22 protein-coding genes and 2 pseudogenes are annotated in these 24,267 nt (G+C 72.6%); 10 read left to right on the forward strand and 14 right to left on the reverse strand.

Annotation, left to right across the window (positions count from 1 at the left end; genetic code table 11):
* Nucleotide 1: 1 nt before the first annotated feature.
* The 9 genes from cysD to ACIBK8_RS16845 form a co-directional block, all read right to left on the reverse strand.
* The gene (cysD, locus tag ACIBK8_RS16805; RefSeq protein WP_399042569.1) at nt 2-952 is read right to left on the reverse strand and encodes a sulfate adenylyltransferase subunit CysD; all 951 of its coding nucleotides are present in this window, start codon (nt 950-952) and stop codon (nt 2-4) included.
* A gap of 88 nt (nt 953-1,040) precedes the next feature.
* Nucleotides 1,041-1,574, reverse strand: a complete 534-nt coding sequence (gene cysC / locus ACIBK8_RS16810; RefSeq protein WP_399042570.1) for an adenylyl-sulfate kinase — start codon at nt 1,572-1,574, stop codon at nt 1,041-1,043.
* Nucleotides 1,575-1,624: 50 nt separating this feature from the next.
* On the reverse strand, nt 1,625-2,314 hold the full coding sequence (locus ACIBK8_RS16815; protein WP_399042571.1) for a phosphoadenylyl-sulfate reductase: 690 nt from the start codon (nt 2,312-2,314) through the stop codon (nt 1,625-1,627).
* Nucleotides 2,311-2,511, reverse strand: a complete 201-nt coding sequence (locus ACIBK8_RS16820) for a hypothetical protein (RefSeq protein WP_399042572.1) — start codon at nt 2,509-2,511, stop codon at nt 2,311-2,313. Before ACIBK8_RS16820 ends, ACIBK8_RS16815 begins: the two co-directional genes overlap by 4 nt.
* A complete protein-coding gene (locus ACIBK8_RS16825; protein WP_399042574.1) occupies nt 2,508-4,205 on the reverse strand; it encodes a nitrite/sulfite reductase in 1,698 nt (565 codons plus the stop codon). Before ACIBK8_RS16825 ends, ACIBK8_RS16820 begins: the two co-directional genes overlap by 4 nt.
* A 215-nt stretch (nt 4,206-4,420) precedes the next feature.
* The gene (locus ACIBK8_RS16830) at nt 4,421-4,504 is read right to left on the reverse strand and encodes a putative leader peptide (RefSeq protein WP_393687393.1); all 84 of its coding nucleotides are present in this window, start codon (nt 4,502-4,504) and stop codon (nt 4,421-4,423) included.
* A 98-nt stretch (nt 4,505-4,602) separates the two neighbouring features.
* Nucleotides 4,603-5,244, reverse strand: a complete 642-nt coding sequence (locus tag ACIBK8_RS16835; protein ID WP_399042575.1) for a GNAT family N-acetyltransferase — start codon at nt 5,242-5,244, stop codon at nt 4,603-4,605.
* A gap of 12 nt (nt 5,245-5,256) precedes the next feature.
* Nucleotides 5,257-5,988, reverse strand: coding sequence for a class F sortase (locus tag ACIBK8_RS16840; RefSeq protein ID WP_399042576.1), 732 nt, complete (start codon nt 5,986-5,988; stop codon nt 5,257-5,259).
* Between the two features lie 301 nt (nt 5,989-6,289).
* A complete protein-coding gene (locus ACIBK8_RS16845; RefSeq protein WP_399042578.1) occupies nt 6,290-7,564 on the reverse strand; it encodes a GAF domain-containing protein in 1,275 nt (424 codons plus the stop codon).
* 288 nt (nt 7,565-7,852) lie between these two features.
* On the opposite strand from ACIBK8_RS16845, the gene ACIBK8_RS16850 reads away from it, so the two are divergent.
* A complete protein-coding gene (locus ACIBK8_RS16850) occupies nt 7,853-8,269 on the forward strand; it encodes a hypothetical protein (protein ID WP_399042579.1) in 417 nt (138 codons plus the stop codon).
* Nucleotides 8,270-8,454: 185 nt separating this feature from the next.
* Here the strand turns inward: ACIBK8_RS16850 and ACIBK8_RS16855 are convergent, their stop codons facing one another.
* A complete protein-coding gene (locus tag ACIBK8_RS16855) occupies nt 8,455-10,098 on the reverse strand; it encodes an acyl-CoA dehydrogenase family protein (RefSeq protein ID WP_399042580.1) in 1,644 nt (547 codons plus the stop codon).
* Nucleotides 10,099-10,116: 18 nt separating this feature from the next.
* Between ACIBK8_RS16855 and ACIBK8_RS16860 the strand changes: the two genes are divergently transcribed.
* Complete coding sequence (locus ACIBK8_RS16860; RefSeq protein WP_399042581.1) at nt 10,117-11,286, forward strand: YihY/virulence factor BrkB family protein; 1,170 nt, start codon at nt 10,117-10,119, stop codon at nt 11,284-11,286.
* A gap of 76 nt (nt 11,287-11,362) precedes the next feature.
* Here the strand turns inward: ACIBK8_RS16860 and ACIBK8_RS16865 are convergent, their stop codons facing one another.
* Together ACIBK8_RS16865 and ACIBK8_RS16870 are read right to left on the reverse strand one after the other, a co-directional pair.
* Complete coding sequence (locus ACIBK8_RS16865) at nt 11,363-12,379, reverse strand: PP2C family protein-serine/threonine phosphatase (RefSeq protein ID WP_399042606.1); 1,017 nt, start codon at nt 12,377-12,379, stop codon at nt 11,363-11,365.
* A 330-nt stretch (nt 12,380-12,709) separates the two neighbouring features.
* On the reverse strand, nt 12,710-13,528 hold the full coding sequence (locus tag ACIBK8_RS16870) for a lipase family protein (protein WP_399042582.1): 819 nt from the start codon (nt 13,526-13,528) through the stop codon (nt 12,710-12,712).
* Between the two features lie 322 nt (nt 13,529-13,850).
* Here ACIBK8_RS16870 and ACIBK8_RS16875 point away from each other — a divergent pair, with 322 nt between their 5' ends.
* The 7 genes from ACIBK8_RS16875 (at nt 13,851) to hutC (ending at nt 22,001) form a co-directional block, all read left to right on the forward strand.
* The gene (locus tag ACIBK8_RS16875) at nt 13,851-14,189 is read left to right on the forward strand and encodes a hypothetical protein (protein WP_393687395.1); all 339 of its coding nucleotides are present in this window, start codon (nt 13,851-13,853) and stop codon (nt 14,187-14,189) included.
* A 113-nt stretch (nt 14,190-14,302) separates the two neighbouring features.
* Nucleotides 14,303-14,923: a 2Fe-2S iron-sulfur cluster-binding protein gene (locus ACIBK8_RS16880; RefSeq protein ID WP_399042583.1), complete on the forward strand. Its 621-nt coding sequence runs from the start codon at nt 14,303-14,305 to the stop codon at nt 14,921-14,923.
* Complete coding sequence (locus tag ACIBK8_RS16885; RefSeq protein WP_399042584.1) at nt 14,920-15,909, forward strand: FAD binding domain-containing protein; 990 nt, start codon at nt 14,920-14,922, stop codon at nt 15,907-15,909. Before ACIBK8_RS16880 ends, ACIBK8_RS16885 begins: the two co-directional genes overlap by 4 nt.
* Before the next feature lie 105 nt (nt 15,910-16,014).
* Entirely contained in the window at nt 16,015-18,138 is a 2,124-nt protein-coding gene (locus ACIBK8_RS16890) for a xanthine dehydrogenase family protein molybdopterin-binding subunit (RefSeq protein WP_399042585.1), read from the forward strand.
* A gap of 134 nt (nt 18,139-18,272) precedes the next feature.
* A complete protein-coding gene (locus ACIBK8_RS16895) occupies nt 18,273-18,797 on the forward strand; it encodes an ATP-binding protein (RefSeq protein WP_399042586.1) in 525 nt (174 codons plus the stop codon).
* 220 nt (nt 18,798-19,017) lie between these two features.
* Complete coding sequence (locus ACIBK8_RS16900; protein ID WP_399042587.1) at nt 19,018-21,069, forward strand: phosphocholine-specific phospholipase C; 2,052 nt, start codon at nt 19,018-19,020, stop codon at nt 21,067-21,069.
* A gap of 140 nt (nt 21,070-21,209) precedes the next feature.
* On the forward strand, nt 21,210-22,001 hold the full coding sequence (gene hutC, locus ACIBK8_RS16905; RefSeq protein WP_399042588.1) for a histidine utilization repressor: 792 nt from the start codon (nt 21,210-21,212) through the stop codon (nt 21,999-22,001).
* Nucleotides 22,002-22,139: 138 nt separating this feature from the next.
* On the opposite strand, the pseudogene ACIBK8_RS16910 reads toward hutC, so the two are convergent.
* Nucleotides 22,140-22,316: pseudogene (locus tag ACIBK8_RS16910) on the reverse strand (helix-turn-helix domain-containing protein); the annotation flags it as partial.
* A 151-nt stretch (nt 22,317-22,467) separates the two neighbouring features.
* Here ACIBK8_RS16910 and ACIBK8_RS16915 point away from each other — a divergent pair.
* Nucleotides 22,468-23,883: an amino acid permease gene (locus ACIBK8_RS16915; RefSeq protein WP_399042589.1), complete on the forward strand. Its 1,416-nt coding sequence runs from the start codon at nt 22,468-22,470 to the stop codon at nt 23,881-23,883.
* A gap of 168 nt (nt 23,884-24,051) precedes the next feature.
* On the opposite strand, the pseudogene ACIBK8_RS16920 reads toward ACIBK8_RS16915, so the two are convergent.
* Nucleotides 24,052-24,267: pseudogene (locus ACIBK8_RS16920) on the reverse strand (urocanate hydratase); the annotation flags it as partial.

Raw genomic sequence — 24,267 nt, forward strand, 5'->3', positions numbered from 1 at the left:
GTTAGAAGTACCCCTCGCGCTTGCGGTCTTCCATGGCGGCTTCGGACATCTTGTCGTCGGCTCGGGTGGCGCCGCGTTCGGTGAGGCGGGAGGCGGCGATCTCGGTGATGACGGCGTCGATGGTGTCGGCGTCGGAGTCGACGGCGCCGGTGCAGGACATGTCGCCGACGGTGCGGTAGCGGACCTTGCGCCGCTGGAGGGTTTCGCCGTCCTTGAGGCCGCCCCAGTCGCCGGGGGTGAGCCACATGCCGTTGCGGGAGAAGACCTCGCGCTCGTGGGCGTAGTAGATGGCGGGCAGTTCGATCTTCTCGCGGGCGATGTACTGCCAGACGTCGAGTTCGGTCCAGTTGGAGAGAGGGAAGACGCGGACGTGTTCGCCGGGGGAGTGTCGGCCGTTGTAGAGCTGCCAGAGTTCGGGGCGCTGGCGGCGGGGATCCCAGCCGCCGAACTCGTCGCGCAGGGAGAAGACGCGTTCCTTGGCGCGGGCCTTCTCCTCGTCGCGGCGGCCACCGCCGAAGACCGCGTCGAAGCGGCCCTGTTCGATGCCGTCGAGCAGCGGGACGGTCTGGAGCGGGTTGCGCAGGCCGTCGGGGCGTTCGCGCAGTTCGCCGCGGTCGATGAAGTCCTGTACGGCGGCGATGTGCAGCCGCAGTCCGTGCTCGGCGACGACGCGGTCGCGGTAGTCGAGGACTTCGGGGAAGTTGTGGCCGGTGTCGACGTGCAGCAGGGCGAAGGGCACCGGCGCGGGCGCGAACGCCTTCAGCGCCAGGTGCAGCATCAGGATGGAGTCCTTGCCGCCGGAGAAGAGGATCACCGGCCGTTCGAACTCGCCCGCCACCTCGCGGAAGATGTGCACCGCCTCGGACTCCAGGGCATCCAGGTGCGACAGCGCGTACGGGCTGCCCTCCCCGGAGCCGCCGCCGGTCTCGTTCAGAACGGTCGCGGTGGTCACGCTGCGCCCCTTTCGTTTGCTTCTGTGCCGGTGTGGCGCACGGCCGCGGTCAGCGCCGCGCTCCGCACGGCGGTCGCAGGTGACTGGCTCACAGCAGTCCCCTCTCGCGGAGCAGCCCGTACAGCGCGGCGGCAGACTCCTGCACGGTCTGGGTGTGCGACTCGATGCGCAGGTCCGGCGATTCGGGCTGCTCGTACGGGTCGTCGACGCCGGTCAGGCCGGAGATCTCGCCCGCCGCCTGCTTCGCGTAGAGGCCCTTGACGTCCCGCTCGGAGCACACCTCGACCGGCGTGGCCACGTGCACCTCCAGGTACGCGCTGCCCTCGGCCTGGTGGCGCTTGCGGACCGCCTCACGCGAGTCCGCGTACGGCGCGATCACCGGCACCAGGGCGGTGACGCCGTGCCGGGCCAGCAGCTCGGAGACGAAGCCGATGCGCTGGACGTTGGTGTGCCGGTCGGCCCGGCTGAAACCGAGGCCGGCCGACAGGAACGTACGGATCTCGTCGCCGTCCAGGACCTCGACCCGCCGGCCCTCGCCGCGCAGCCGCTCGGCCAGGGCGTAGGCGATGGTGGTCTTGCCGGCGCTCGGCAGTCCCGTCAGCCACACGGTGGCGCCGGTCATCGGTATCTCCTGAACATCCGCTGCGTTCCCCGCAGTTGGTCGGTCGGTCATCAGTGCAGCCCGCACTCGGTCTTGTTGCTGCCGGACCAGCGCCCGGCCCGCGCGTCCTCGCCCGCCAGGACCCGGCGGGTGCAGGGGGCGCAGCCGACGGATGCGTAGCCGTCCAGCAGCAGGGGATTGGTGAGCACGCCGTGCTCGGCGACGTAGGCGTCCACGTCCGCCTGCGTCCAGCGGGCGATCGGCGAGATCTTCACCTTCTGCCGCCTGGCGTCCCAGCCGACGACCGGGGTGTTGGCCCGGGTCGGCGACTCGTCGCGGCGCAGTCCGGTCGCCCAGGCGTCGTAGCCGGTCAGGCCCTCTTCGAGCGGCTTGACCTTGCGCAGCGCGCAGCACAGGTCCGGGTCGCGGTCGTGCAGCTTCGGCCCGTACTCGGCGTCCTGTTCGGCCACCGTCTGCCGCGGGGTGAGGGTGCGGACGCGGACGTCCATCACCGCGGCGACCGCGTCCCGCGTCCCGATGGTCTCGGGGAAGTGGTAGCCGGTGTCGAGGAACACCACGTCCACGCCGGGAGTGGCCCGCGAGGCGAGGTGCGCGACGACCGCGTCCTCCATGGAGGAGGTGACGCAGAAGCGCGGGCCGAAGGTCTCGGCCGCCCAGCGCAGGATGTCGAGCGGAGCAGCCTCTTCCAGTTCGCGGCCCGCGCGCTCGGCGAGCTGCGGGAGATCGGTCGTGACGCTCACGAGGTACCTCCGTCGGACGGGGATGGCGCGGCGGACAGGCCCTGGGACAGCAGGCCGAGGAACTTCAGCCGGAAGGCGCGGTTGCAGGAGCGGCACTCCCACGCGGCGCCCGCACCGCGCTCCGAGGCCACCTCGGAGGGGCGCAGGTCCTCGTCGCCGCAGTACGGGCAGTGGAACGGGGCGGCGCGCTCGGTCACTTGAGTGCACCCTCTTCGGCGCGGGCCACCCACTGGGCGAACCGCTCGCCGTCGCCGCGCTGCTCCTGGAAGGCGGTCAGCAGCCGCTCGACGTAGTCGGGGAGTTCGTCGGCGGTGACCTTCAGGCCGCGCACCTTGCGGCCGAACCCGGCCTCCAGGCCCAGCGCGCCGCCCAGGTGGACCTGGTAGCCCTCGACCTGGTTGCCGTCCTTGTCCAGCACCAGCTGCCCCTTGAGACCGATGTCCGCGACCTGGATACGGGCGCAGGCGTTGGGGCAGCCGTTGAGGTTGATGGTGAGCGGCTCGTCGAACTCCGGCAGCCGGCGCTCCAGTTCGTCGATGAGCGAGGAGCCGCGGCCCTTGGTCTCGACGATCGCCAGCTTGCAGAACTCGATGCCGGTGCAGGCCATCGTGCCGCGCCGGAACGGGGACGGGGTGACCCGCAGGTCCAGCGCTTCGAGCCCGGAGACCAGCGATTCGACCTGCGCCTCCTCGACGTCCAGCACGATCATCTTCTGCTCGGTGGTGGTGCGCACCCGGCCCGAGCCGTGGCCTGCGGCCAGTTCGGCGATCTTGGTGAGGGTCGCGCCGTCCACCCGGCCGACGCGGGGGGCGAAGCCGACGTAGTAGCGGCCGTCGTTCTGCCGGTGCACGCCGACGTGGTCGCGCCACTGCTGCTCGGGCTGCGCCGGGGCGGGCCCGTCGGCCAGCTTGCGCTTGAGGTACTCGTCCTCCAGCACCTGCCGGAACTTCTCCGGGCCCCAGTCGGCGACCAGGAACTTCAGCCGGGCGCGGGTGCGCAGCCGCCGGTATCCGTAGTCGCGGAAGATCGAGATGACGCCTTCGTGGACGTCGGCGGCGTCCTCGGCGCTGACCCAGGCGCCCAGCCGCACCCCGAGCTTCGGGTTGGTGGAGAGCCCGCCGCCGACCCAGATGTCGAAGCCGGGGCCCAGCTCCGGGTGCACCACGCCGACCAGCGAGATGTCGTTGATCTCGTGCGCGACGTCCAGCAGCGGCGAACCGGAGACCGCGGTCTTGAACTTGCGCGGGAGGTTGGAGAAGGCGGGGTTGCCGACGATCCGGCGGTGGATCTCCTCGATGACCGGGGTGCCGTCGATGATCTCGTCTTCGGCGATGCCGGCGACCGGCGAGCCGAGGATGGCGCGCGGGGTGTCGCCGCACGCCTCGGTGGTGGACAGGCCCACCGCCTCCAGGCGCTGCCAGATCACCGGCATGTCCTCGATGCGGATCCAGTGGAACTGGACGTTCTGCCGGTCGGTGATGTCGGCGGTGCCGCGCGCGAACTCCTGGGAGATCTCACCGATCACCCGCAGCTGATCGGTGGTCAGCCGGCCGCCGTCGATGCGCACCCGCAGCATGAAGAACTCGTCGTCCAGCTCCTCCGGCTCCAGGACGGCGGTCTTGCCGCCGTCGATCCCGGGCTTGCGCTGGGTGTACAGACCCCACCAACGCATCCGGCCACGCAGGTCGTTGGGGTCGATCGAGTCGAATCCCCGCTTCGCGTAGATCGTCTCAATGCGTGTCCGCACATTGAGACCGTCGTCGTCCTTCTTGAACTGCTCGTTGCCGTTGAGCGGCGTGAAGTGACCAACGGCCCACTGGCCCTCGCCGCGGTGGCGTCCGGCCTTGCGGCGGGTCGTGGCAGCTGCGGGTCGATCCGGTGTGGCGGCCATGGGAGTACGTCCTTCTGGGCGGCTCAGGGTGTGCGGGCTTGACGGGATGCACCCGCTGACGACCTGTGCAGGCACACCGAAGGGCGACGCGTGGCGACGCGTCGTGGGTGAGGTGCGAGGTCAGGGGTGTCGGCGCGTCCGCGGCGATGGGGACGGCGTGGGATGCGGTGGTGCCGACGGTGCTGCCGGGGCTTCGGCCCCAGGTCGGTGCAGCGTCAGCGCGCCGAACAGATGGCGCTGGACAGGCGGCCGAGGTCGACGTGCCGCCGGCTCACCAAGGCAATTCCAGCTCGAGACATGACGGAAGCGTGTCACGCCATTCTTGGGGCAGTCCACCATTATCCATTATGTGGACATCGCGGTCCCGCATTACGAGACGGTGTGGTGCCGGTCACGTTTACGCCCGTGCCGTCGCCCCCGTGGTCTGCGGGGCCGGTACGGCCTTCGTCCCCTGGCCGGGCGCGGTGTCGCCGGCTCCCGGCCACGGACCGGGGGTGGCCGCCACCGGCTCCTCGGTCACCTCGGTGTCGTACAGCCGGAAGCCGCGCCGCTCGTAGTTGCTCATCGCGTACCGGCCGTCCTTGCTGCACGTGTGCAGCCACACCCGCCGCACCGGCTCCCAGCCCGTACGCCGGTCCGCCAGGTCCCACGCGCGCGCCGTCCCGTACGAGAGGAGGTGGCCGCCGATCCCGCGGCCCCGGAAGGCCGGGATCAACCCGAAATAGGCGATCTCCGTGACACCGTCGGGCCGCCCCTCCAGCTCGATGAAACCGGCCGGCGTCCCGTCCTCGTACGCCACCCACGTCTCCACACCCGGCCGCGCCAGGTACTCCGTCCACTGCGCGTACGACCACCCCAGCCGGTCGGTCCACAGGATGTCGCCGCCCACGGCCGAGTAGAGGAACCGGCTGAATTCGGGCGACGGCCGTGCGGCGCGCACAATGCGGACACCCTGTCCGGCCGGTGGACACGCGGCGGGTATCAGGTCGGTGGGCGCGGTCTGTTCGAGGTGCCAGGTGGTGACGGTGACGGTGCTCATGGCGGCAGCCAATCACGCGCCCCGGAGCGCCGGAAGGGCAGCCCGGTCCCGCTCGCCCTCGTCGCCCGGTACGCCCCGGACGGTCTTGGCCAGCCGCGCGAAGACGACGACGTTGCCCGTGTACCCGGCGCCTGCGGAGTAGCCGCCGCCGCAGGTCAGCACCCGTAGCTCCGGCCGCCCCCGGCTCCCGTACACCTGCGCCGCGGGGAAGTCCTTCTTGCCGAAGACCTGCACGCCGTAGACCTCGAAGACCGCGGTCCTGCCGTCCTTGCGGGCCACCCGGACGGTGCTCCCCTTCTTCAGGGAGCCGAGGCGGTAGAAGACCGCGGGGCCGCTGAAGTCGTCGACGTGACCGACGACGACGGCGGTGCCCCGCTCGCCCGGCGTCGGCGCGCCCCGGTACCAGCCGGTGAGACCGGGGTGGCCGGGCGGCGGCGCCTCGATCCAGCCGTCCGCATCGAGCCCGAGCGGCACGACCGGCGCGGACACCCCCAGGCCGGGGATGACCACCCGCGACGGGACGGAGCGCGGCAGCGGCCCCGCGCCGCCGGGCGGACGGTCCGCGGGGGACAGGGACGTGGCGGCGGAACCCGGCTGCGGAGGGCCGTCCGCCAGCCCGCCGCGCAGCATGGCGATGCCGGTGAGCCCGATCAGCGCGATCACGCCCCACCGGGGACGACGCACGGGCGGCGGGTCGGGGCGCGGCGCCTCCGGGCGGCCCAGGGGGTGTCCTGGCGGGCTCATCGCTCTCCTCCCGCGGGGCGCGCACGGCCCGCAGTCGGCACGCTAGGCACGCCGGCCGGCCGCGGCGAGACCTGCGGGCCGATCGGGTGGCGCGCCGCCGCACGGGCCGCGAGGCGACCGTCATCGTGGGGGAAGCGGCATCAGCACCCCGGCGCGCACGGGCAAGTGGCGGGCAGCGGGCGGGAGTTGACGGAACCCCGGGATCCCGGACGGACCACTCCTCCACCGGCCACCACATCCCGGGACGATTGTCCACGTACTGATACGGCATGCCGCCCGCCCCCGGCACACCGCCCGCCCCTCACCCCCGCCGGGCCGCCGCCACCGCCGGTGCCGAGGAATGGGGCAGCAGATGCACGGACAGCGGCGGTGTCCGCAGCTCCAGTTCGACGCCGTCCGCGAAACGGTACGGGCGGTGCGCCAGCACCCCGGGGAGGTGGCGGCGCAGCCGGGACAGCTCGGCGCGGACGGTGACCGTACGGCCGCCGTCGCCGAACAGGTCCTGGGCCAGTTCGGCGGCGCTGCGCCCCTCGGGGTGCGCGGCCAGCAGGAATAGCAGCTCGGCGTGGCGCGGGCTCAGTGCGTGCGTCCAGGTGCCGGCCGGTCCGCTGACCGTGATCGCGGCGCCGTCGCGGCCACTGACGTCGAGCAGCACCCGGCTCGGCTCCGGGGCCTGCTCCTTGCCGACGCGGATCAGCCAGCCGCCCGGCAGCGGCTCCAGCGTGCACCTGCCGTACCGGGGCAGCCACAGCGGCCCGGCCTGCGGGGACTTGGGCAGCGCCACCCGGTCGGGCGGCGGCATCCCGACGGCACCCGCGGTCCAGCCGTGCGGGTCGACGGCGAGGGCCGGGCCGCCGATCCGGGCGAGGACGGGAGCCGCGCTCGACCGCAGCCGTTCGACCGCCGCGTGGTGCCGGGAGCGCAGCTCACCCTCGGCGAGCCCGGCCACGGCGGAGACCAGCGACAGAGTCGTGGGGTGGAAGGTGTGGGCGGGGCCGCTGACGTCGACGGTGCCAAGGAGTCGCCCGTCGCGCGGGTCGTGCAACGGGGCGGCGGCGCAGGTCCACTGGTGGTGGGAGCGGACGAAGTGTTCGGCGCTGTGCACCAGGATCGGGCGCCTGGCCACCAGCGCGGTGCCGATCGCGTTGGTGCCGACGACGTCCTCCGTCCAGGCGGCGCCCTTGTCGAAGCCGTGCCGGTCGGCCATCCGGCGGATCGGCGCGCAGCCCTCCCGCCACAGGACCAGTCCTTCGGCGTCGGTGACCACCATGATCTGCTGCGCCGCGTCGGCGGCGGGCAGCAGCGCGTCGTTGAGCACCGGAAGCACCGCCGCCAGCCGCGAGTTCTGCCTGCGCTGCTCCAACTCGCCCACCGAGAGCGGGCGTTCGCGGCGGTCGTGATCCGGGTCGACGCCGGAGCCGAGCACCCGGCGCCAGGAGTCGCCGATGACGGCCCGGGGCGCGTCGGGCACCGCGCCGCCCGAAAGCGCGGCCTCACGGACCGAGGCGAGGCGGTGTGCGGTGGCGCGGATGTCCTGGGCCGACCTTATGGCGCTGCCGATCGGGCTGTCGTTCACGCTGCTCTCCGTTGTGCCGTCTCCCCGGGTCCGGCCATGGTGCCGTCGCCCGGCCCGGACGGATGCACCATTGCACCGCCCGACTGCAACGAAGTGCAACCGTTGTGGCCCATGACGTGCACGGGGAACGTGTTCCGGGCGGCCGTCGAAGCCCCGGCCACCCCGGGAACCCGGGCCGGCCGCCGCCGGGAACACCGGCGGTCCTGAGCGGTGCGGCACGCCCCCTGACGTCCCGGTGATCACAACGGCCGGATGCCCCATCCGCACGGTGCGGGAGGAGAGTTCACCATGGTGGCCACGGCTCCGCGCGTCGTGGTGATCGCAGCGGACGACGGGCAGCGCGCCGCGCGGGCCGCCCGGCTCGCGGCGCACTACGGACTACCGCGGCTCACCGCGGCCGACGTCCTGGCCGATCACCGGCGGCTGCCCGACGAAGGCTATGTACTCGACGGCGCACCGGAGTTGCTCGACCGGGTGGCAGGCGCCGGCCCGCTGCTCCCGGTGTTCGCCCGCGCGGATCTCGTCGTGTACCTGCGGGCGCGGGACGGCTGCGGCACGGACGACGCCTACCGGGTCATCCGCTACTACGAGGCGCGCGGGGTGCTGGTCGGCTTCCGGCCGGACGCCCCGGACGACGACGTCGTCGTGGCGGTCGAGGCGGCGCTGCGCGCACGTCCTGACGAGGGGCCGCCGCGGCTTCCCTGACAGCCCGTGCCCGAACTCCCGGTCACCTGGCCGGAGTTCGGGCGCAGAACCCTGAGACCGGGAGCGGTGCCGGGTCGGCGCGGCACCGCTCCTGAACGGCGCGGCGGCGGCCCCGTCCCGTCCGTGCCGTCGGACGGCCGGAAGGGACGGGAGTCGCCGCGCCGGTGATCCGCCCCGGCCCGCCGTCAGTCCGCGGTGACCGGACGGGCCCGGTCCACGATCGCGGCCGTCCCGAGCGTGTGCGGCAGCGTCCCGAACGCCGCGCCCGCGTCGCCGCCGAGCCGGGTGGCGCAGAACGCGTCGGCGACCTCGGGCGGCGCGTACCGCACCAGCAGCGAGCCCTGCAACACCAGCGCCATCCGCTCCGTCAGCCGCCGCGCCCGCGCCTCGATGGCCTCCAGGTCGGCCAGTTCGGTGAGCAGGCCGTGCACCGCGCGGTCGAGCCGGTGGTCGGCGCCGCGGGTGGTGCCGATCTCCGTCAGGAAGGCGTCCAGGGCCGCGGGCCCGGCGCGCAGCGCCCGCAGCACGTCCAGCGCCTGGATGTTGCCCGAGCCCTCCCAGATCGAGTGCAGCGGCGCCTCGCGCAGCAGCCTGGGCATGCCCGAATCCTCGACGTAGCCGTTGCCGCCCAGGCACTCCAGCGCCTCGACCGCCACCGGCGTGCACCGCTTGGTCACCCAGTACTTGGCGGCCGGCACCGCGAGCCGCAGGAAGTCGAGGTCCGCAGCGCCGCCACCGTCGTACGCGGCGGCCAGCCGCAGCGCCAGCGTCGTCGCCGCCTCCGACTCCAGTGCCAGATCGGCCAGGACATTGCGCATCAGCGGCGCATCGGCCAACGGGCCGCCGAACGCCGCCCGGTGGGTCGTGTGGTGCACCGCCTGCGCCACCGCCTGACGCATCAGGGAAGCCGCTCCGGTGACGCAGTCCAGCCGGGTCGCCGTCACCATTTCCAGGATCGTCGCGACGCCGCGGCCCTCGTCGCCGACCCGCTGCGCCCAGGTCGTCCCGTCGAACTCGACCTCCGCCGAGGCGTTGGAGCGGTTGCCGAGCTTGTCCTTGAGCCGCTGGATGCGGAACGTGTTGCGGCTGCCGTCCGGCAGCACCCGCGGGAGCAGGAAGCAGGTGAGCCCGCCCGGCGCCCGCGCCAGCACCAGGAACGCGTCCGACATCGGCGCCGAACAGAACCACTTGTGGCCGGTCAGGACGTACTCGCCCGGCGCGGCCAGCGGTTCGGCGCGGGTGGTGCACGACCGTACGTCGCTGCCGCCCTGCTTCTCCGTCATCGCCATCCCGGCGAGCGCGCCCGGCTTCGCCGCGACGGGCCGCAGTTCCGGGTCGTACACCCGGGAGGTCAGCAGCGGTTCCCAGACCGCCGCGAGGGCGGGGTCGGTGCGCAGGGCGGGCACCGCGGCGTGGGTCATCGACAGCGGGCAGCCGTGGCCGGCGTCGGTCTGGCTCCAGACGAGGAAGCCCGCGGTGCGCCGGACGTGCCCGTCGGGGCGTGACCAGGCGTCGGTGAGCCCAGCGGTGACGGCGTGGCCGAGCAGCCGGTGCCAGGCCGGGTGGAAGTCGACCTCGTCGATGCGGTGGCCGTAGCGGTCGTGGGTGCGCAGGGTGGGCGGCGAGGCGTTGGCCTGCTCGCCCCAGCGCTGGGCCTGGGCGGAACCCGCGGCCGTTCCCAGGGTGGTCAGCTCCTGCCGCACCTCGTCGATACGGGCGGGGGAGACGTACCGCTCGACGCCTTCGGTGAGGGCCTGGTCGGCGCCGAATACGTCGTACCCGGTCAGCGGCGGGGGCTGGTTGGTGACCGTGTGAGTCGTTGCTGCCATGCCGGATACGGTAAGGAGGTGCAGCCGGAGAACGAACCGACCGAGCGGCCCGCGGGCCGTCTGACCAGGGCCAGGGTCCTCTACCGCAACGTCTCCAAACGCCGGCTCGGCTGGCTGCTCGTCAAGGACATCGTGCACTCCTGCATGGAGTACCGGGTCACAGGTCTGGCCGCCGAGGCCGCGTTCTTCTGCCTGTTGTCGCTGCCGCCGCTGCTGCTCGGACTCATCGGGCTGCTCGGCTACATGGAGCCCTGGATCGGCCAGGACACCCTCGTCAGCATCCGGGACAACATCCTCACCGCGTCCGGCACGGTGCTCTCCGGGCAGGGCGTGGACGAGATCGCCCGCCCGCTCCTCGACGACGTGTTCACCGGCCGCCGCCCCGACGTCATCTCGCTCGGCTTCGCCATCGCCCTGTGGTCGGGCTCCCGCGCGCTGAACGTCTTCGTCGACACCATCACGATCATGTACGGCCTCGACGGCAGGCGCGGCATCGTCAGGACCAGGCTGCTGGCGTTCGTGCTCTACCTGGCCGCGCTGGTCGTCGGCGCCGTCGCGCTGCCGCTGATGGTGGTGGGGCCCGACACCCTGGTGAGCTGGCTGCCGGCCGGTGCGGACGTCATCAGGGCGCTGTACTGGCCGGTGGTGCTGATCCTGTCGGTCGCCTTCCTCACCACGCTCTACCACGCGTCGGTGCCGGTGCGTTCGCCCTGGCCCGAGGACATTCCGGGTGCGGTGGTCGCCCTCGCGATGTGGGTGCTCGGCAGTCTGCTGCTGCGGATCTACCTGACCGCGACGGTGGAGGGGCCCACCATCTACGGGTCGCTGGCCGCGCCGGTCGCGGTCCTCCTGTGGATCGGGGTGTCCGCGTTCGCGGTGCTCGTCGGCGCCGCGATGAACGCCGCGCTGGACCGGGTGTGGCCTTCGGTGGCGACGGCGGCGGCGCGGGCGGAGAAGGAGCGGTTGGCGGCGCAGGCCACGGCACCGGCCGCTGCGGACGGCGCCGCGGGCACCGATGGCGTCACCGCCGATGACGACGGTGACGACGACGAGGACGACGACGAGGACGACGGCGCCGATGACGACGAAGGGCCGCCGCCCGCGGAGTACCCCGAGCGCTGGGCCCGCTTCCTGCCGCCGGATGACCTGCACTCCAGGCTCCGCCGCCGACGCGGACACCGCGGCTGAACGACGGCCCGTCCCGCTGCCCGTTCCCGCGAGCGGGTACCCCACGGCGGCGCGTCGGCCGCCCGGGAAGCGGTCCTCAGTGCTCCTCGCCGTGCGGCTCCCGGAAGCGGACCAGCAGCATCGCCGCGTCGTCGTGCAGCGGCCCCTCGGCATGCTCGACGACGTCCTCGCGCACCGCCTGCAACGCGGCCTCAGGATCGGGGTCCTTGAGCAGATCGGCGCGTTCGTCGAGCGGATAGAAGCGGCCGGCGCCGTCCCGCGCCTCGGTGACCCCGTCGGTGTAGAAGAGCAGCTGGTCGCCGGGGGCGAACGGCACCTCGTACGGCCGCGGCGCGTCGGCGCCGTGCAGGGACAGGCCGAGCGGCAGGGCACGCTCGGGCGGCTCGGCGTAGCCGACCGAGCCGGTGGGGCGGACCACCAGCGGCGCCGGATGCCCGAAGTTCAGCAGCGTCGCGCGCGGCCCTTCGCCGATCTCGGCGAGCACCGCGGTCACGAACCGTTCGCCGCTCAGGTGCCGGTTCAACGCCCGCTCCACCCGCTCGCCGACGGCCATCAGATCCGCCTCGTCGTACGCCGCCTCGCGGAACGCGCCCAGCACCACCGCCGCGCTCTCCACCGCCTCAAGTCCCTTGCCCTGCACGTCCCCGACGATGACCCGCACCCCGCCCGGCGCGTTCACCACCTCGTACAGGTCGCCGCCGATCCGCGCCTCCGCCACCGCCGATGTGTACGACACCGCGATCCGCAGCGGCCCGGCCCCGCGCGGCACCGGCCGCAGCAGCACCCGCTGGGCGACCTCGGCGATCGACCGGACGCTGGCCAGCTCCGCCTCGCGGCGCTGCCGCATCACCGCGGCGACCAGCCCGGCGGCCGTGACCCCCGCGACCGAGAGCAGTGCGGTCAGCCCGCGCCTGTTGTCGAAGAGGCCGTCGTACATTCCCAGGCCGAGACAGAGCACGAGCGCGGTCAGGCCCACCACGGCGGTGCGCCGCCAGCCGCCGACCAGTCCGGCGAAGGCGGGCCCGAGCGACACCAGCGGCAGGAAGCCGACACCGGAACCCGCGGTCACGTCCACCGTGGTGACCACGGCCATGACCGCGTAGGGGAGAGCGCACAGCACACGGGAACTGATGCGCTGCTTCCTGTTCTCCACGGCCAAGGTGTACTCCGTCGTTCGGGTGGCTGATGCGGGCGGGCGCGGGCCGTCGGCGCTGCCCGGAAGCGGCCCGGAAGCGGCCCGGAAGCCTGAGCATAGGCAACATTTCTGTGGGGGAATTACCTCGAATGCGCCCCCGTTACCGAATCGCAGCAGGCCACGGCCCGGGTCCGGTCCGGCCGGGGCGCCGGTGGCCGACGGGGCGCGCGGGACGCGGTCCGCGCCCGGCCGGTGGTGGGGGGCGCACCGGCCGGGCGCCCGCGCGGTTCAGCTCCGGTTCTTCTCCAGCGCCTCGATGTAGCGGTCCATCAGGTGATCGCGCACGCCGTCGGACGCCGGTGCGAACGCGTCGGCTGTGAGGCCGCGGGCGCGGTCGACGAGGCCGCCGAGCGCCGGCACGGTGTCGTGCAGCGCGCCGTCGGAGTCGATGTAGCGCAGCGCCTTGACGTGGTGGAACACCGGCTCGGGAGGCAGTTGGGGGACGATGTCGTTGTTGTTCACGAAGCGGTACATGCGCCGGTCGAAGGCCTTGTCGAACGCTCCGGCCAGCAGCCGGTCGCAGGTCCGCGGCTGGCCGAAGGTGTAGACGCCGTCGGCCGTCAGGCGCGGCTCCTCGAAGTGCAGCCGTGCCCCCGCGAGCATCGCCAGCGCCCCGCCGAGGCTGTGCCCCGTGAACCACACCGTCTGTGCGTGGTCACGGAACTCCTGCACGGCGCCCAGGATGTGGGACCACGCCGCGTCCAGCGCCTCGGCGAAGCCGTAGTGCAGGAACCCCGTGCCGCCGGGGCCCGGCCACGGTGGGGTGGTCGCGTCGGACAGCCAGTCGCGCAGCTGGACCGGTTCGGTGCCACGGAAGGCCGTGACGATCATGTCGTCGTCGGCCATCGTGTACGCCTGGGTGTCCGTCAGGGGGAACGGCGGCTGAAAGGTCGTCACGTGGTGGCGGACCCGGTCGAACCCCCAGTCGTGGGCGGTGGATTCGATGGTGCTCTCGTCCTGGTAGGCGAGCTGGGCCGCGCGGGCCAGGCACAGCGCGCGGTCGACGCTGTACTCGGTGCTGCGGCGGTCGGTGATGAAGGTGGTCACGTGGGCCTCTCCTGACGGCGTGGGGGTGGAGCGAAGCGCTGACGCGTGATTACGTAGCGCTCGCTATGACTACACAGCGTAACGGAAATGTGGTGTGCGGCCCGTCCGGCAGCCGTCAAACCACCCGTACGTGCCACGCGGGCCGATCCGGGCCTCCGGTCGCACGTGCCCGTCGGCCGGGTGAGCCTGGACCTGTCGGCTCCTAGAGGAAGGCCCCACAGTGAACAGCGCGCAGCACGCGAACCAGCCGGGACAGCCCGGACCGGTCAGGGGGAAGGAACAGGCGACGCCGCCCGAACCGGCCTACCACCCGGGGGCCGAGGTGGTCGTCGAGCTCACCGAATGTGCGACGGAGGACGCCCACAGCGTCTTCAGCGCGCTGCGCACCACCTTCGTGTGCGACCGCGCGCCCGACGACGTGCCCAAGCCCGTGGCCGGGGCCGGACCGACGGTGTGGACCGCGACCTTCGACGTGACCGACCTGCGGGGCACGGCCGAGCCGCGACGGCTGACCGAGCCCGTGACCGTCAGCCTCCAGGGCGGCTACTGGGCGGTGGCCAGGCTCCGCGAGAGCCTGACGCCGGCCTTCGCCGTCCGGGTGGTCGGCACCGCGGCGGGCGACCAGGAGCAGGAGGTCCAGCTCCTGCTGGAGAACCGCTGAAACGGTCCCGGCAACCCGCCCGGGTGCCCCTGCGATGCGCCGTCCGCCGACGAGCGCGGGCCGCGGACTCCTGGTAGGCAGGAGGCAACTTCCCTGTCCCGAAAGGCGAGCGCGTGGAGCCCACCGCACCTCCCCAGGACGCCGCAGGACCGCCGCCGGGCGACGGGTCCTCCGCCGTGGTCCTGCACGTCAACGGCACAGCGCACCGGATGACCCTGGACCACCGCACCACGGTCCTCGACGCGCTCCGCGAACAGCTCGGCCTCACCGGCGCCAAGAAGGGCTGCGACCACGGCCAGTGCGGCGCCTGCACCGTGCTCGTCGACGGGCGGCGCGCCAACAGCTGCCTCCTCCTGGCCGTGGCCCAGACCGGCCGGGCCCTGACCACCGTCGAAGGTCTCGCCGACGGCGACCTGCTGCACCCGCTCCAGGAGAGCTTCCTGGACCGCGACGCCCTGCAGTGCGGCTACTGCACCCCGGGCCAGATCTGCTCGGCCGCCGGCGTACTCGGCGAGGCGGCGGACGGCTTCCCCTCGCACGTCACGCCGTACACCGCCGCATCGGGCGCCCCGGTGGAGCTGACCGCCGACGAGATCCGGGAGCGGATGAGCGGCAACCTGTGCCGGTGCGGCGCCTACCCCCGGATCGTCGAGGCGGTCGGGGACGCGGCGGCCCACGACGGGCGGGCCGCCGCAGGACCCGTCGCCCCCGCCGGCCAGGAGGCGGCCTCATGAAACCGTTCGGCTATCTGCGCCCGGCCACCGTCGCCGAGGCCGTCCAGGCCAGGGCCGCGCACCCCGGCGCCCGGTTCCTCGGCGGCGGCACCAACATCGTCGACCTCATGAAGCTCGGCGTGACCGCCCCCGACCTGCTCATCGACGTCAGCCGGCTGCCGCTCGACCGGATCGAGGAACTGCCCGGCGGCGGCCTGCGCATCGGCGCCACCGTCCGCAACAGCGACCTCGCCGCCGCCCCCGTCGTCCGCGACCGCTACCCGGTGCTCTCCCAGGCCCTGCTGGCCGGCGCGTCGGGGCAGCTGCGCAACACCGCGACCACCGGCGGCAACCTGCTGCAACGGACCCGCTGCGGCTACTTCCAGGACACCTCGAAACCCTGCAACAAGCGGGAGCCAGGCACCGGTTGCCCGGCCCGCGAGGGCGCCCACCGCGACCTGGCGGTACTCGGCCACTCCGCACACTGCGTCGCCACCCACCCGTCCGACATGGCCGTGGCGCTCGCCGTCCTCGACGCCACCGTCGACCTGCAAGGCCCTGACGGCGAACGCACCGTCCCGGCCACCGCCTTCCACCGGCTGCCGGAGGAGAACCCCGAACGGGACACCGTCATCGCACCCGGCGAAATGATCACCGCGGTGCAGCTGCCACCACCACCGGCCGAGGCACACTCCCTCTACCGCAAGGCCCGCGACCGCGCCTCGTTCGCCTTCGCGCTGGTCTCCGTCGCCGCCCAACTCGACGTCCGCGACGGCATGGTGCGGCACGCGGCACTGGCCTACGGCGGCCTCGCACACCGGCCCTGGCGCGCCACCGCCGCCGAAGAGGTGCTGCGCGGCGCCCCGGCCACCACCGACACCTTCCGGCGCGCGGCGGACGCCGAACTCGCCGCCGCCAGGCCGCTGCGCGACAACGGCTTCAAGGTCACCCTGGCCCGCCGGCTCACCGTCTCCGTCCTGGGCGAACTCGCCGTACGCCGCCGATGACCCGCCGCCCGCCGGACACCCGGCGACGGCACACCCCGCCGCCCCGCGCAGCGCACCCGCGGCGGACCCCCACCACGACGCAAGGACCACGTGAGGACGCGCGCCATGAGTCACGATCCGCACCCCGCCCCGCCGCGTGCACCCGGGCACGTACTCGGCGCGCCCGTCGTACGCCGCGAAGGCCGTGAGAAGGTCACCGGCAGCGCGCGCTACGCGTTCGAACAGGCCCCGCAGGGCTGCGCGTACGCCTGGCCGGTGCCCGCCACCATCGCCCGCGGCCACGTCACCGCGGTGCACACCGCTGACGCCCTCGCGCTCCCCGGAGTGCTGGCCGTGCTGACCTACGAGAACGCGCCGCGGCTCGAACCGCCCGACGACCCGACCCTCGCGGTCCTCCAGGACGCCGCGGTCCCGCACCGGGGCTGGTTCGTGGCGCTGGCCGTCGCCGAGACCGTCGAAGGCGCCCGCGCCGCGGCCGATGCCGTCCGCGTCGGCTACGAGACGCTCGACCACGACGTCGTGCTGACCGCGGACCACCCGGGGCTCTACATCCCGAAGGAGGCCAACGGCGGGCACGCCGGGGCCCGCGAGCGCGGCGACTTCGACACGGCGTACGCGGGCGCGCTGATCACCCTCGACGCGACCTACCGCCTGACCCCGCTGCACAACCACCCCATGGAGCCGCACGCCTCCACCGCCTGGTGGACCGAAGGGCGGCTGACCGTCCGCGATTCCAGCCAGGGCGCCACCCCGGTACGCAACGATCTCGCCGCCATGTTCGGCCTGCCGCGGCACGCGGTCACCGTCATCTCCGAGCACGTCGGCGGCGGCTTCGGGTCCAAGGGCACCGCACGGCCCCAGGTGGTGCTCGCCGCGATGGCCGCCCGGCACACCGGCCGCCCCGTCAAACTGGCCCTGCCCCGGCGCCAGATGGCCGCCGTCGTCGGCCACCGCGCGCCGACCATCCAGCGGGTGCGGCTGGGCGCCGGCGCCGACGGCGTCATCACCGCCCTCGCGCACGAGGTGGCCACGTCCACCTCCACCCTCAAGGAGTTCGTCGAGCAGGCCGCCGTACCCGCCCGCACCATGTACACCTCGCCCAACAGCCGCACCGTGCACCACGTCGTGGCGCTGGACGTGCCCAGCCCCTCCTGGATGCGCGCACCGGGTGAGGCCCCCGGCATGTACGCGCTGGAGTCGGCGATCGACGAACTCGCCGTCCTCCTGGACATCGACCCGGTCGACCTGCGGCTGCGCAACGAACCCGGCACCGAGCCCGACACCGGCCGCCCGTTCAGCAGCCGCGGTCTGGCCCGCTGCCTGCGGGAGGGCGCCGACCGCTTCGGCTGGCGCCCCCGCGACCCGCGCCCCGGAGTCAGACACGAGGGCGACCTGCTCATCGGCACCGGCGTCGCCGCGGCCACCTACCCCGTGCTGATCATGCCGTCCAGCGCACAGGCGCACGCCGCGCCCGACGGCACCTTCCACATCCGCCTCAACGCCACCGACATCGGCACCGGCGCCCGCACCGTGCTCGCCCAGATCGCCGCCGCGGCACTCGACGTGCCCGAGGAGCGGGTGCACCTCGCGATCGGCCGCAGCGACCTGCCGGACGCCTCCCTGGCCGGCGGCTCATCGGGCACCGCGTCCTGGGGCTGGGCGGTCCACAAGGCGTGCGCGGCGCTGGGGGAGCGGCTGCGGGAGCACGAGGGGCCGCTGCCCGCCGAGGGGCTGACCGCCGACGCCGACACCGGCGACGAGGTCGCCGCCGGATCGCCCTACGCACGCCACGCGTTCGGCGCGCAGTTCGCCGAGGTGCAGGTCGACACCGTCACCGGCGAGGTACGCGTCCGCCGGATGCTGGGCATGTACGCGGCCGGCCGGATCCTCAACTCCCGTACCGCACGCAGCCAGTTCATCGGCGGCATGACGATGGGCATCGGCATGGCGCTGACTGAAGCCAGCACCGTCGACCCGGTCTTCGGTGACTTCGCCGAGTGCGACCTGGCCTCCTACCACGTGCCGTCCTGCGCCGACGTCCGCGCGATCGAGGCGCACTGGCTCGACGAGGAGGACCGGCACCTCAACCCCATGGGCAGCAAGGGCATCGGCGAGATCGGCATCGTCGGCGCCGCCGCGGCCATCGCCAACGCGGTACGGCACGCCACCGGTGTGCGGTTGCGCGACCTGCCGCTCACACCGGACGCGCTCCTGCCGCACCTGCCCTGACACCGGATCTGTTGCGCGTACCGCCCGGTGGGGTGACGATGGTTTTCACTCGTAAGTGACCACTGCTCACTCTTCGTGTCGGTCGTCGGGGAACAACGCGGTGCAGCGGGTGAGCCTCGCGGTGAGGAGCCACGATGACCCTGTCCAGCAACCGGCGCTATACGGTCGAACTGCCCGCTTCGGCGGAGCGGGTGCCGCAGATCCGGCGCATCGTGGCCGCGCATCTGCGCCACTGGCACCTGGAGGCGCAGATTCCGGCCGTCTGCCGCGGGGTGGCGGAGCTGCTGACCAACGTCCACCGGCATGTCGGCCCCGACGCCGTCTGCGTGGTCGAGGTCCGCTGGAGCGGCCGGCACCTGACCGTCTCGGTCACCGACCGCGGCCCCCGGATGCCGCGGCTGCGCGGCGCGGGCGACGGTGGCCTCGCCGTGGTCGCCGCCCTCAGCGACAGCTGGGGCACCTGCGGCACCGACGACGGCAAGGTCGTGTGGTTCACCCGCCGGGTGGCCGCGACCCGGGAGACGCCGCTGTCCGCACGGCCGCCGCTGCGCAGCGTGCCGGACGCGAAGCCGCGGCCGGGCGCCGAGGTGCCGGAGCCCGGATCCCCGCCGGGTGACAGCGGGTCAGGGTCCAGGCCCGACGAGGCGTTGCTGGTCTGACACCGGCCACCACACGGCACGCGAGGCGCCCGCCCCGATGGCGGGCGCCTCGCCGTCGTCCGCGCCGTCCCGGCTGTTCCCGGCGCGGCCCCGCACCGGTCACTCCCGCGCCACCACCCCTTCCCCGGCACTCGGTCCTCTTGGAAGACTCTGCTGACTCCTGCCCCCGACCCGCACGGCCACGTCAGCTCACCCCCCACCCCAAGAGGTTCCCGGACTCATGCCTGAACTCAACCGGCGCCGCTTTCTCCAGATCGCCGGCGCCACCGCGGGCTTCGCCGCCCTGTCGCAGAGCATCGCCCGCGCCGCTGCCATCCCCGCCACCCGCAGCTCCGGCTCCATCAAGGACGTCGAGCACATCGTCGTGCTGATGCAGGAAAACCGCTCGTTCGACCACTACTTCGGCTCCCTCAAGGGCGTACGCGGCTTCGGTGACCCGCGCCCGATGGCGCCCGCGGGCAAGCCGGTCTGGCAGCAGTCCGACGGCACCAAGGACGTACTGCCCTACCACCCCGACGCGGAGAACCTCGGCATGCAGTTCATCGAGGGCCTCAACCACGACTGGGCCGGCGGCCACCGGGCCTGGCACGACGGCAAGTACGACCAGTGGATACCCGCCAAGTCCGCCGGGACGATGGCCTATCTGACCCGCCAGGACATCCCGTTCCACTACGCGCTCGCGGACGCCTTCACCGTCTGCGACGCCTACCACTGCTCGATGATCGGGGCCACCGACCCCAACCGCTACTACCTCTGGTCGGGCCACGCGGGCAACGACGGCAAGGGCGGCGGCCCGGTACTCGGCAACGACGAGGCCGGCTACGACTGGACCACCTACCCCGAACGGCTGGAGCAGGCAGGCGTCTCCTGGAAGATCTACCAGGACACCGGCGACGGCCTGGACGAGCCGGGCGGCTGGGGCTGGATCGACGACGCCTACCGCGGCAACTACGGCGACAACTCCCTGCTCTACTTCAACAAGTACCGCAACGCCAAGGCCGGCGACCCGCTGTACGACAAGGCCCGCACCGGCACCGACGCCAAGAACGGCGACGGCTACTTCGACCACCTCAAGGCCGACGTCAAGGCCGGCAAGCTCCCGCAGATCTCCTGGATCGCCGCCCCCGAAGCGTTCTGCGAACACCCCAACTGGCCCGCCAACTACGGCGCCTGGTACGTCTCCCAGGTCCTGGACGCCCTCACCGTCAACCCCGAGGTGTGGAGCAGGACCGCGCTCTTCCTCACCTACGACGAGAACGACGGCTACTTCGACCACCTCGTCCCGCCCTACCCGCCGGCCTCCGCCGACCGCGGCGCCTCCACCGTCGACACCGCCCTCGACTCCTTCCCCGGCGACACCCGCTACGCCGCGGGCCCCTACGGCCTCGGGCAGCGCGTGCCGATGCTCGTCGTCTCGCCCTGGAGCACCGGCGGCTACGTCTGCTCCGAGGTCTTCGACCACACCTCCGTCATCCGCTTCATGGAGCGCCGCTTCGGCGTGGCCGAGCCGAACATCTCGCCCTGGCGCCGCGCCATCTGCGGCGACCTCACCTCCGCCTTCGACTTCGGCCTCAAGGACACCGATCCGGCCGAGCTGCCCGACACCGCCGCCTACGAGCCGCCGGACCGCGACCGGCACCCGAGCTATGTGCCCAAGCCGCCCGCACAGCCCGTGCTCCCCAAGCAGGAAGCGGGCTCCCGCCCGGCCCGCCCACTGCCGTACGCGCCCCTGACGGACGCCTCCCTGACCCCGTCGACCGGGAAGATCACCCTCACCTTCGGCGGCGGCGATGCGGCGGGCGTCTGCTTCCTGGTCACCGCGGCGGACCGCACGGACGGCCCGTGGACGTACACCACCGAGGCGGGCAAGCAGCTGTCCGACACCTGGAACACCGCCTACTCCAAGGACGGTTACGACCTCACGGTGCACGGCCCGAACGGTTTCCTGCGCACCTTCCGCGGCCCGGGGAAGACCGCGGGGCCCGAGGTGACCGCCCGCCACGACGCGGCGGGCGCCGTCGAGCTGACCCTCACCAACGCCGGCGCCGCCGACTGCGTACTGACCGTCGCCGAGAGCTACCGCGGCACCAGCGAGCAGGTCACGGTGCCGGCCGCCGGCCGGGTCACGCACCGGGTGGCGCTGGGCGACGGCGCGCGCTGGTACGACCTGAGCGTCACCGGCGAGGGCGACGGCACGTACCTGCGGCGCTTCGCCGGCCACGTCGAGAACGGCAGCCCCGGGGTCAGCGACCCGGCGATCATCACCGGCTGACGGCAGCGGCGGCGGGCGGCAGGCAGCGGCCTTCCCGCTCGCCGCCACCGTGGTGCCCGGCACCACACCGGACCAGGGACGCCGTCCGGATCGCCCGGATCCGGGACGCCATAGAATCGCGGTGCACGCGGCGTGGGCCCGTGGTGCGCGACCACGAGGCGAGGGCGGTGAACGGCGTGGTGGTGGAGGCTGCGGATCTCGCGCGGCGGTATGCGCAGGGCGCGTCGGGCTCGGCCCCCGCGTACCAGCGGGTGAAGGACCTGGTGACCGAGCAGATCATGAGCGGCCGGTGGCGCGAGGGCGACGCACTGCCTTCGGAGAGCCGGTTCGTGGAGGCGCTCGGCCTGTCCCGGATGACGATCAACCGCGCGCTGCGCGAGCTGGCAGCCCAGGGCCTGATCCGCCGGGTGATGGGCGTCGGCAGCTTCGTGGCCCTGCACAAGGGCAGCTCCGCGCTGGTGGAGGTGCACAACATCGCCGACGAGGTGCGCGGGCGCGGGCACCGGTACCATGCCCAGGTGCTGTTCGTCCGCGAGGAGGCGGCGGAGCAGGAGACCGGCGAACGCTTCGGTCTGGGGGAGCGGGCCCAGGTCTTCCACTCCCAGGTGGTGCACTTCGAGGACGAGGTGGCCATCCAGCTGGAGGACCGCTACGTCCATCCGGACTTCGCCCCCGGCTACCTGGAGCAGGACTTCACCCGGCGTACCCCGTTCACTTTCCTGTCCGAAGTGGCGCCGCTGGGCAAGGGCGAGCACGTCGTCGAGGCGGTGCTGCCCTCGTCCGATGAGTGCGGCATCCTCGGGGTGGCCCCTACGGAGCCCTGCCTGCTGATCCAGCGGCGCACCTGGTCGGGCGACGCGCTGGTCAGCATCGCGCGGCTGCTGCATCCGGGGTCGCGCTACCGGCTGAAGGGCACGTTCGATTCCCGCTGAACCACCGCGCCGCCGCCGGCCATGGGCGGCGCAAGGGGGCGCGAGCCGTTCGAGCGGCTCGTGATGGAGGTGGGCGGTGCCGATCTCGAAGGCGGCGGCGCCGAGGCCGTACGCCTGCTCCTGGGGGAGATACACGACAACACCGCGATCGATGAGGATCGCCAGGATGCGGTAGGCGGACGAACGTGGGATTCCGAGGTCGCGGGCGAGTGCCGAGACCCGTAGCGGAGCGGTGCGGGCGGCGAGGCACAGGAGGATGCGCAGCGCCCGCCCGACGGCGGGTGAGGCGCTGGATGCCGTCTCGCGTTCACGCACTGGACCACCTCTTGACGCTCCTGTCTATACAGGAATATACAGGCGCTCTTCCGGTCACGCGAGGGGTGTTACCGACCGGCTCGGCCAGGTCGTCGTACATCCACGCCACACGTCAGGGACGGACGTGCTGTTCCCGAAGGAGGGGCATTCTTTGACCACCGACACAGCGACCTTGCGCAGGGGCCTGCGGTCGCGCCACATACGTTTCATCGCGCTGGGTTCCGCGATCGGCACCGGCCTCTTCTACGGATCGTCCGAGGCGATCCAGGCAGGCGGCCCCGCGGTCCTCCTCGCCTATCTGATCGGTGGAGCCGCCGTCTTCCTCGTCCTGCGCTCGCTCGGCGAAATGGCCGTGCACCACCCCTGCGCGGGTTCGTTCGGTGAATACGCGACGAAACACCTCGGATCGCTCGCCGGATTCACCACCGGCTGGACCTATGCGTTCGAAATGGTCATCGTCTGCATCGCGGACATCACCGCACTCGGCGTCTACATGGGCTTCTGGTTTCCCGATGTGCCGCGCTGGATCTGGCTGCTGGCCGCCATCGCCGTCATCGGCGCGATCAACCTGCTCCACGTCAAGGTGTTCGGCGAGCTGGAATTCTGGCTCTCCCTGGTGAAGATCGTCGCCATCATCGCGATGATCATCGCCGGTGTCGCCATACTCGTCCTGGGCATCAAGGGCGGCGGCCACGTCGGCATCTCCAACCTCTGGAACAACGGCGGATTCTTCGCCCATGGCGCCCACGGATTCATCATCTCGTTCGCGGTGGTGATGTTCGCCTTCGGCGGCACCGAAATCATCGGAGTCACGGCGGGCGAGGCGGAGAACCCGGAGAAAACCATCCCGGGAGCCGTCAACTCCATTCCGCTGCGCATCGTGCTGTTCTACGTGCTGACGCTCGCCGTCATCATGTCCCTGGAGCCGTGGCAGCACGTCGGGTCCGACGGCAGCCCGTTCGTCCAGATCTTCGTCGGCCTCGGCATCAAATCCGCGGCGGCCGTCCTGAACGTCGTCGTCGTGGTCGCCGCGCTGTCCGCGATCAACAGCGACATCTTCGCCGCCGGCCGGATCATGTACGGCATGGCCGAACGCCGCCAGGCACCGTCGATGATGCGCAGGCTCTCCCGCAACGGCGTCCCCACCATGACCGTCGCCATCATGATCGGCGCCCTGCTCCTCGGCGTCCTGCTGAATTACCTGATCCCCGACCGGATCTTCCTCATCATTTCCTCCATCGCCACCTTCGCCACCGTCTGGGTATGGCTGATGATCCTGCTGACGCAGATCAAGGCACGCCGCGCGATGTCGGCCGAGGAATCCGCCGCGCTCGCCTATCCGGCGCCCTTCTGGCCGTACGGGCAGATCATCGCGGTGGTCTTCATGGTGGGCATCACGGTCTTGCTGGCGTTCTCCGCGAGCACCCGGATCGCCCTGATCGTGGGCGCCGTCTGGCTCGCCCTGCTGGCCGTGGTGCACCTGATCTGGATCCGCCCGCGCAACACAACCGCACCGGACCGCACAGGAAATTCACCGGCCGATACGGCACCGGCCCCCGCCGAATAGCCGCACGGAAGAAATCCGGGCCCCGCGGTACGCATCAGGCGATGCGTACCGCGGGGTTTTTGCGTCGACCGGGGAGATCCGCGCGCCGGGCGGCCCGGCCGGTACGGGACACCGCGGCCGTCGGAGCACCGCGGTTTTGACCACTCCGCAACTACGCGGCCACCGGGGTCACACGGCCCCTTCCTCGTGCATGGGGATTTCTTCGTGCATGGGGATGCGGACGTGGCGTTCGGTGGCGACGTTCTCGGCGATGTCGTACCCGGCGTCCACGTGACGGATGACGCCCATACCCGGGTCGTTGGTCAGCACCCGGCGGATCTTCTCGCCCGCCAGCGCCGTCCCGTCCGCCACACACACCTGACCCGCATGAATCGACCGGCCCAT

It is taken from the genome of Streptomyces sp. NPDC050161, assembly GCF_044460025.1.
Classification (GTDB): Bacteria; Actinomycetota; Actinomycetes; order Streptomycetales; family Streptomycetaceae; genus Streptomyces.

What these genes read in the sequence shown, in the direction of transcription:
- cysC (WP_399042570.1), bottom strand. Translation starts at nt 1,574, where the DNA reads ATGACCGGCGCCACCGTGTGGCTGACGGGACTGCCGAGCGCCGGCAAG.
- ACIBK8_RS16825 (WP_399042574.1), bottom strand. Translation starts at nt 4,205, where the DNA reads ATGGCCGCCACACCGGATCGACCCGCAGCTGCCACGACCCGCCGCAAG.
- ACIBK8_RS16830 (WP_393687393.1), bottom strand. Translation starts at nt 4,504, where the DNA reads ATGTCTCGAGCTGGAATTGCCTTGGTGAGCCGGCGGCACGTCGACCTC.
- ACIBK8_RS16835 (WP_399042575.1), bottom strand. Translation starts at nt 5,244, where the DNA reads ATGAGCACCGTCACCGTCACCACCTGGCACCTCGAACAGACCGCGCCC.
- ACIBK8_RS16840 (WP_399042576.1), bottom strand. Translation starts at nt 5,988, where the DNA reads ATGAGCCCGCCAGGACACCCCCTGGGCCGCCCGGAGGCGCCGCGCCCC.
- ACIBK8_RS16850 (WP_399042579.1), top strand. Translation starts at nt 7,853, where the DNA reads ATGGTGGCCACGGCTCCGCGCGTCGTGGTGATCGCAGCGGACGACGGG.
- ACIBK8_RS16855 (WP_399042580.1), bottom strand. Translation starts at nt 10,098, where the DNA reads ATGGCAGCAACGACTCACACGGTCACCAACCAGCCCCCGCCGCTGACC.
- ACIBK8_RS16865 (WP_399042606.1), bottom strand. Translation starts at nt 12,379, where the DNA reads ATGGCCGTGGTCACCACGGTGGACGTGACCGCGGGTTCCGGTGTCGGC.
- ACIBK8_RS16885 (WP_399042584.1), top strand. Translation starts at nt 14,920, where the DNA reads ATGAAACCGTTCGGCTATCTGCGCCCGGCCACCGTCGCCGAGGCCGTC.
- ACIBK8_RS16890 (WP_399042585.1), top strand. Translation starts at nt 16,015, where the DNA reads ATGAGTCACGATCCGCACCCCGCCCCGCCGCGTGCACCCGGGCACGTA.
- ACIBK8_RS16895 (WP_399042586.1), top strand. Translation starts at nt 18,273, where the DNA reads ATGACCCTGTCCAGCAACCGGCGCTATACGGTCGAACTGCCCGCTTCG.
- ACIBK8_RS16900 (WP_399042587.1), top strand. Translation starts at nt 19,018, where the DNA reads ATGCCTGAACTCAACCGGCGCCGCTTTCTCCAGATCGCCGGCGCCACC.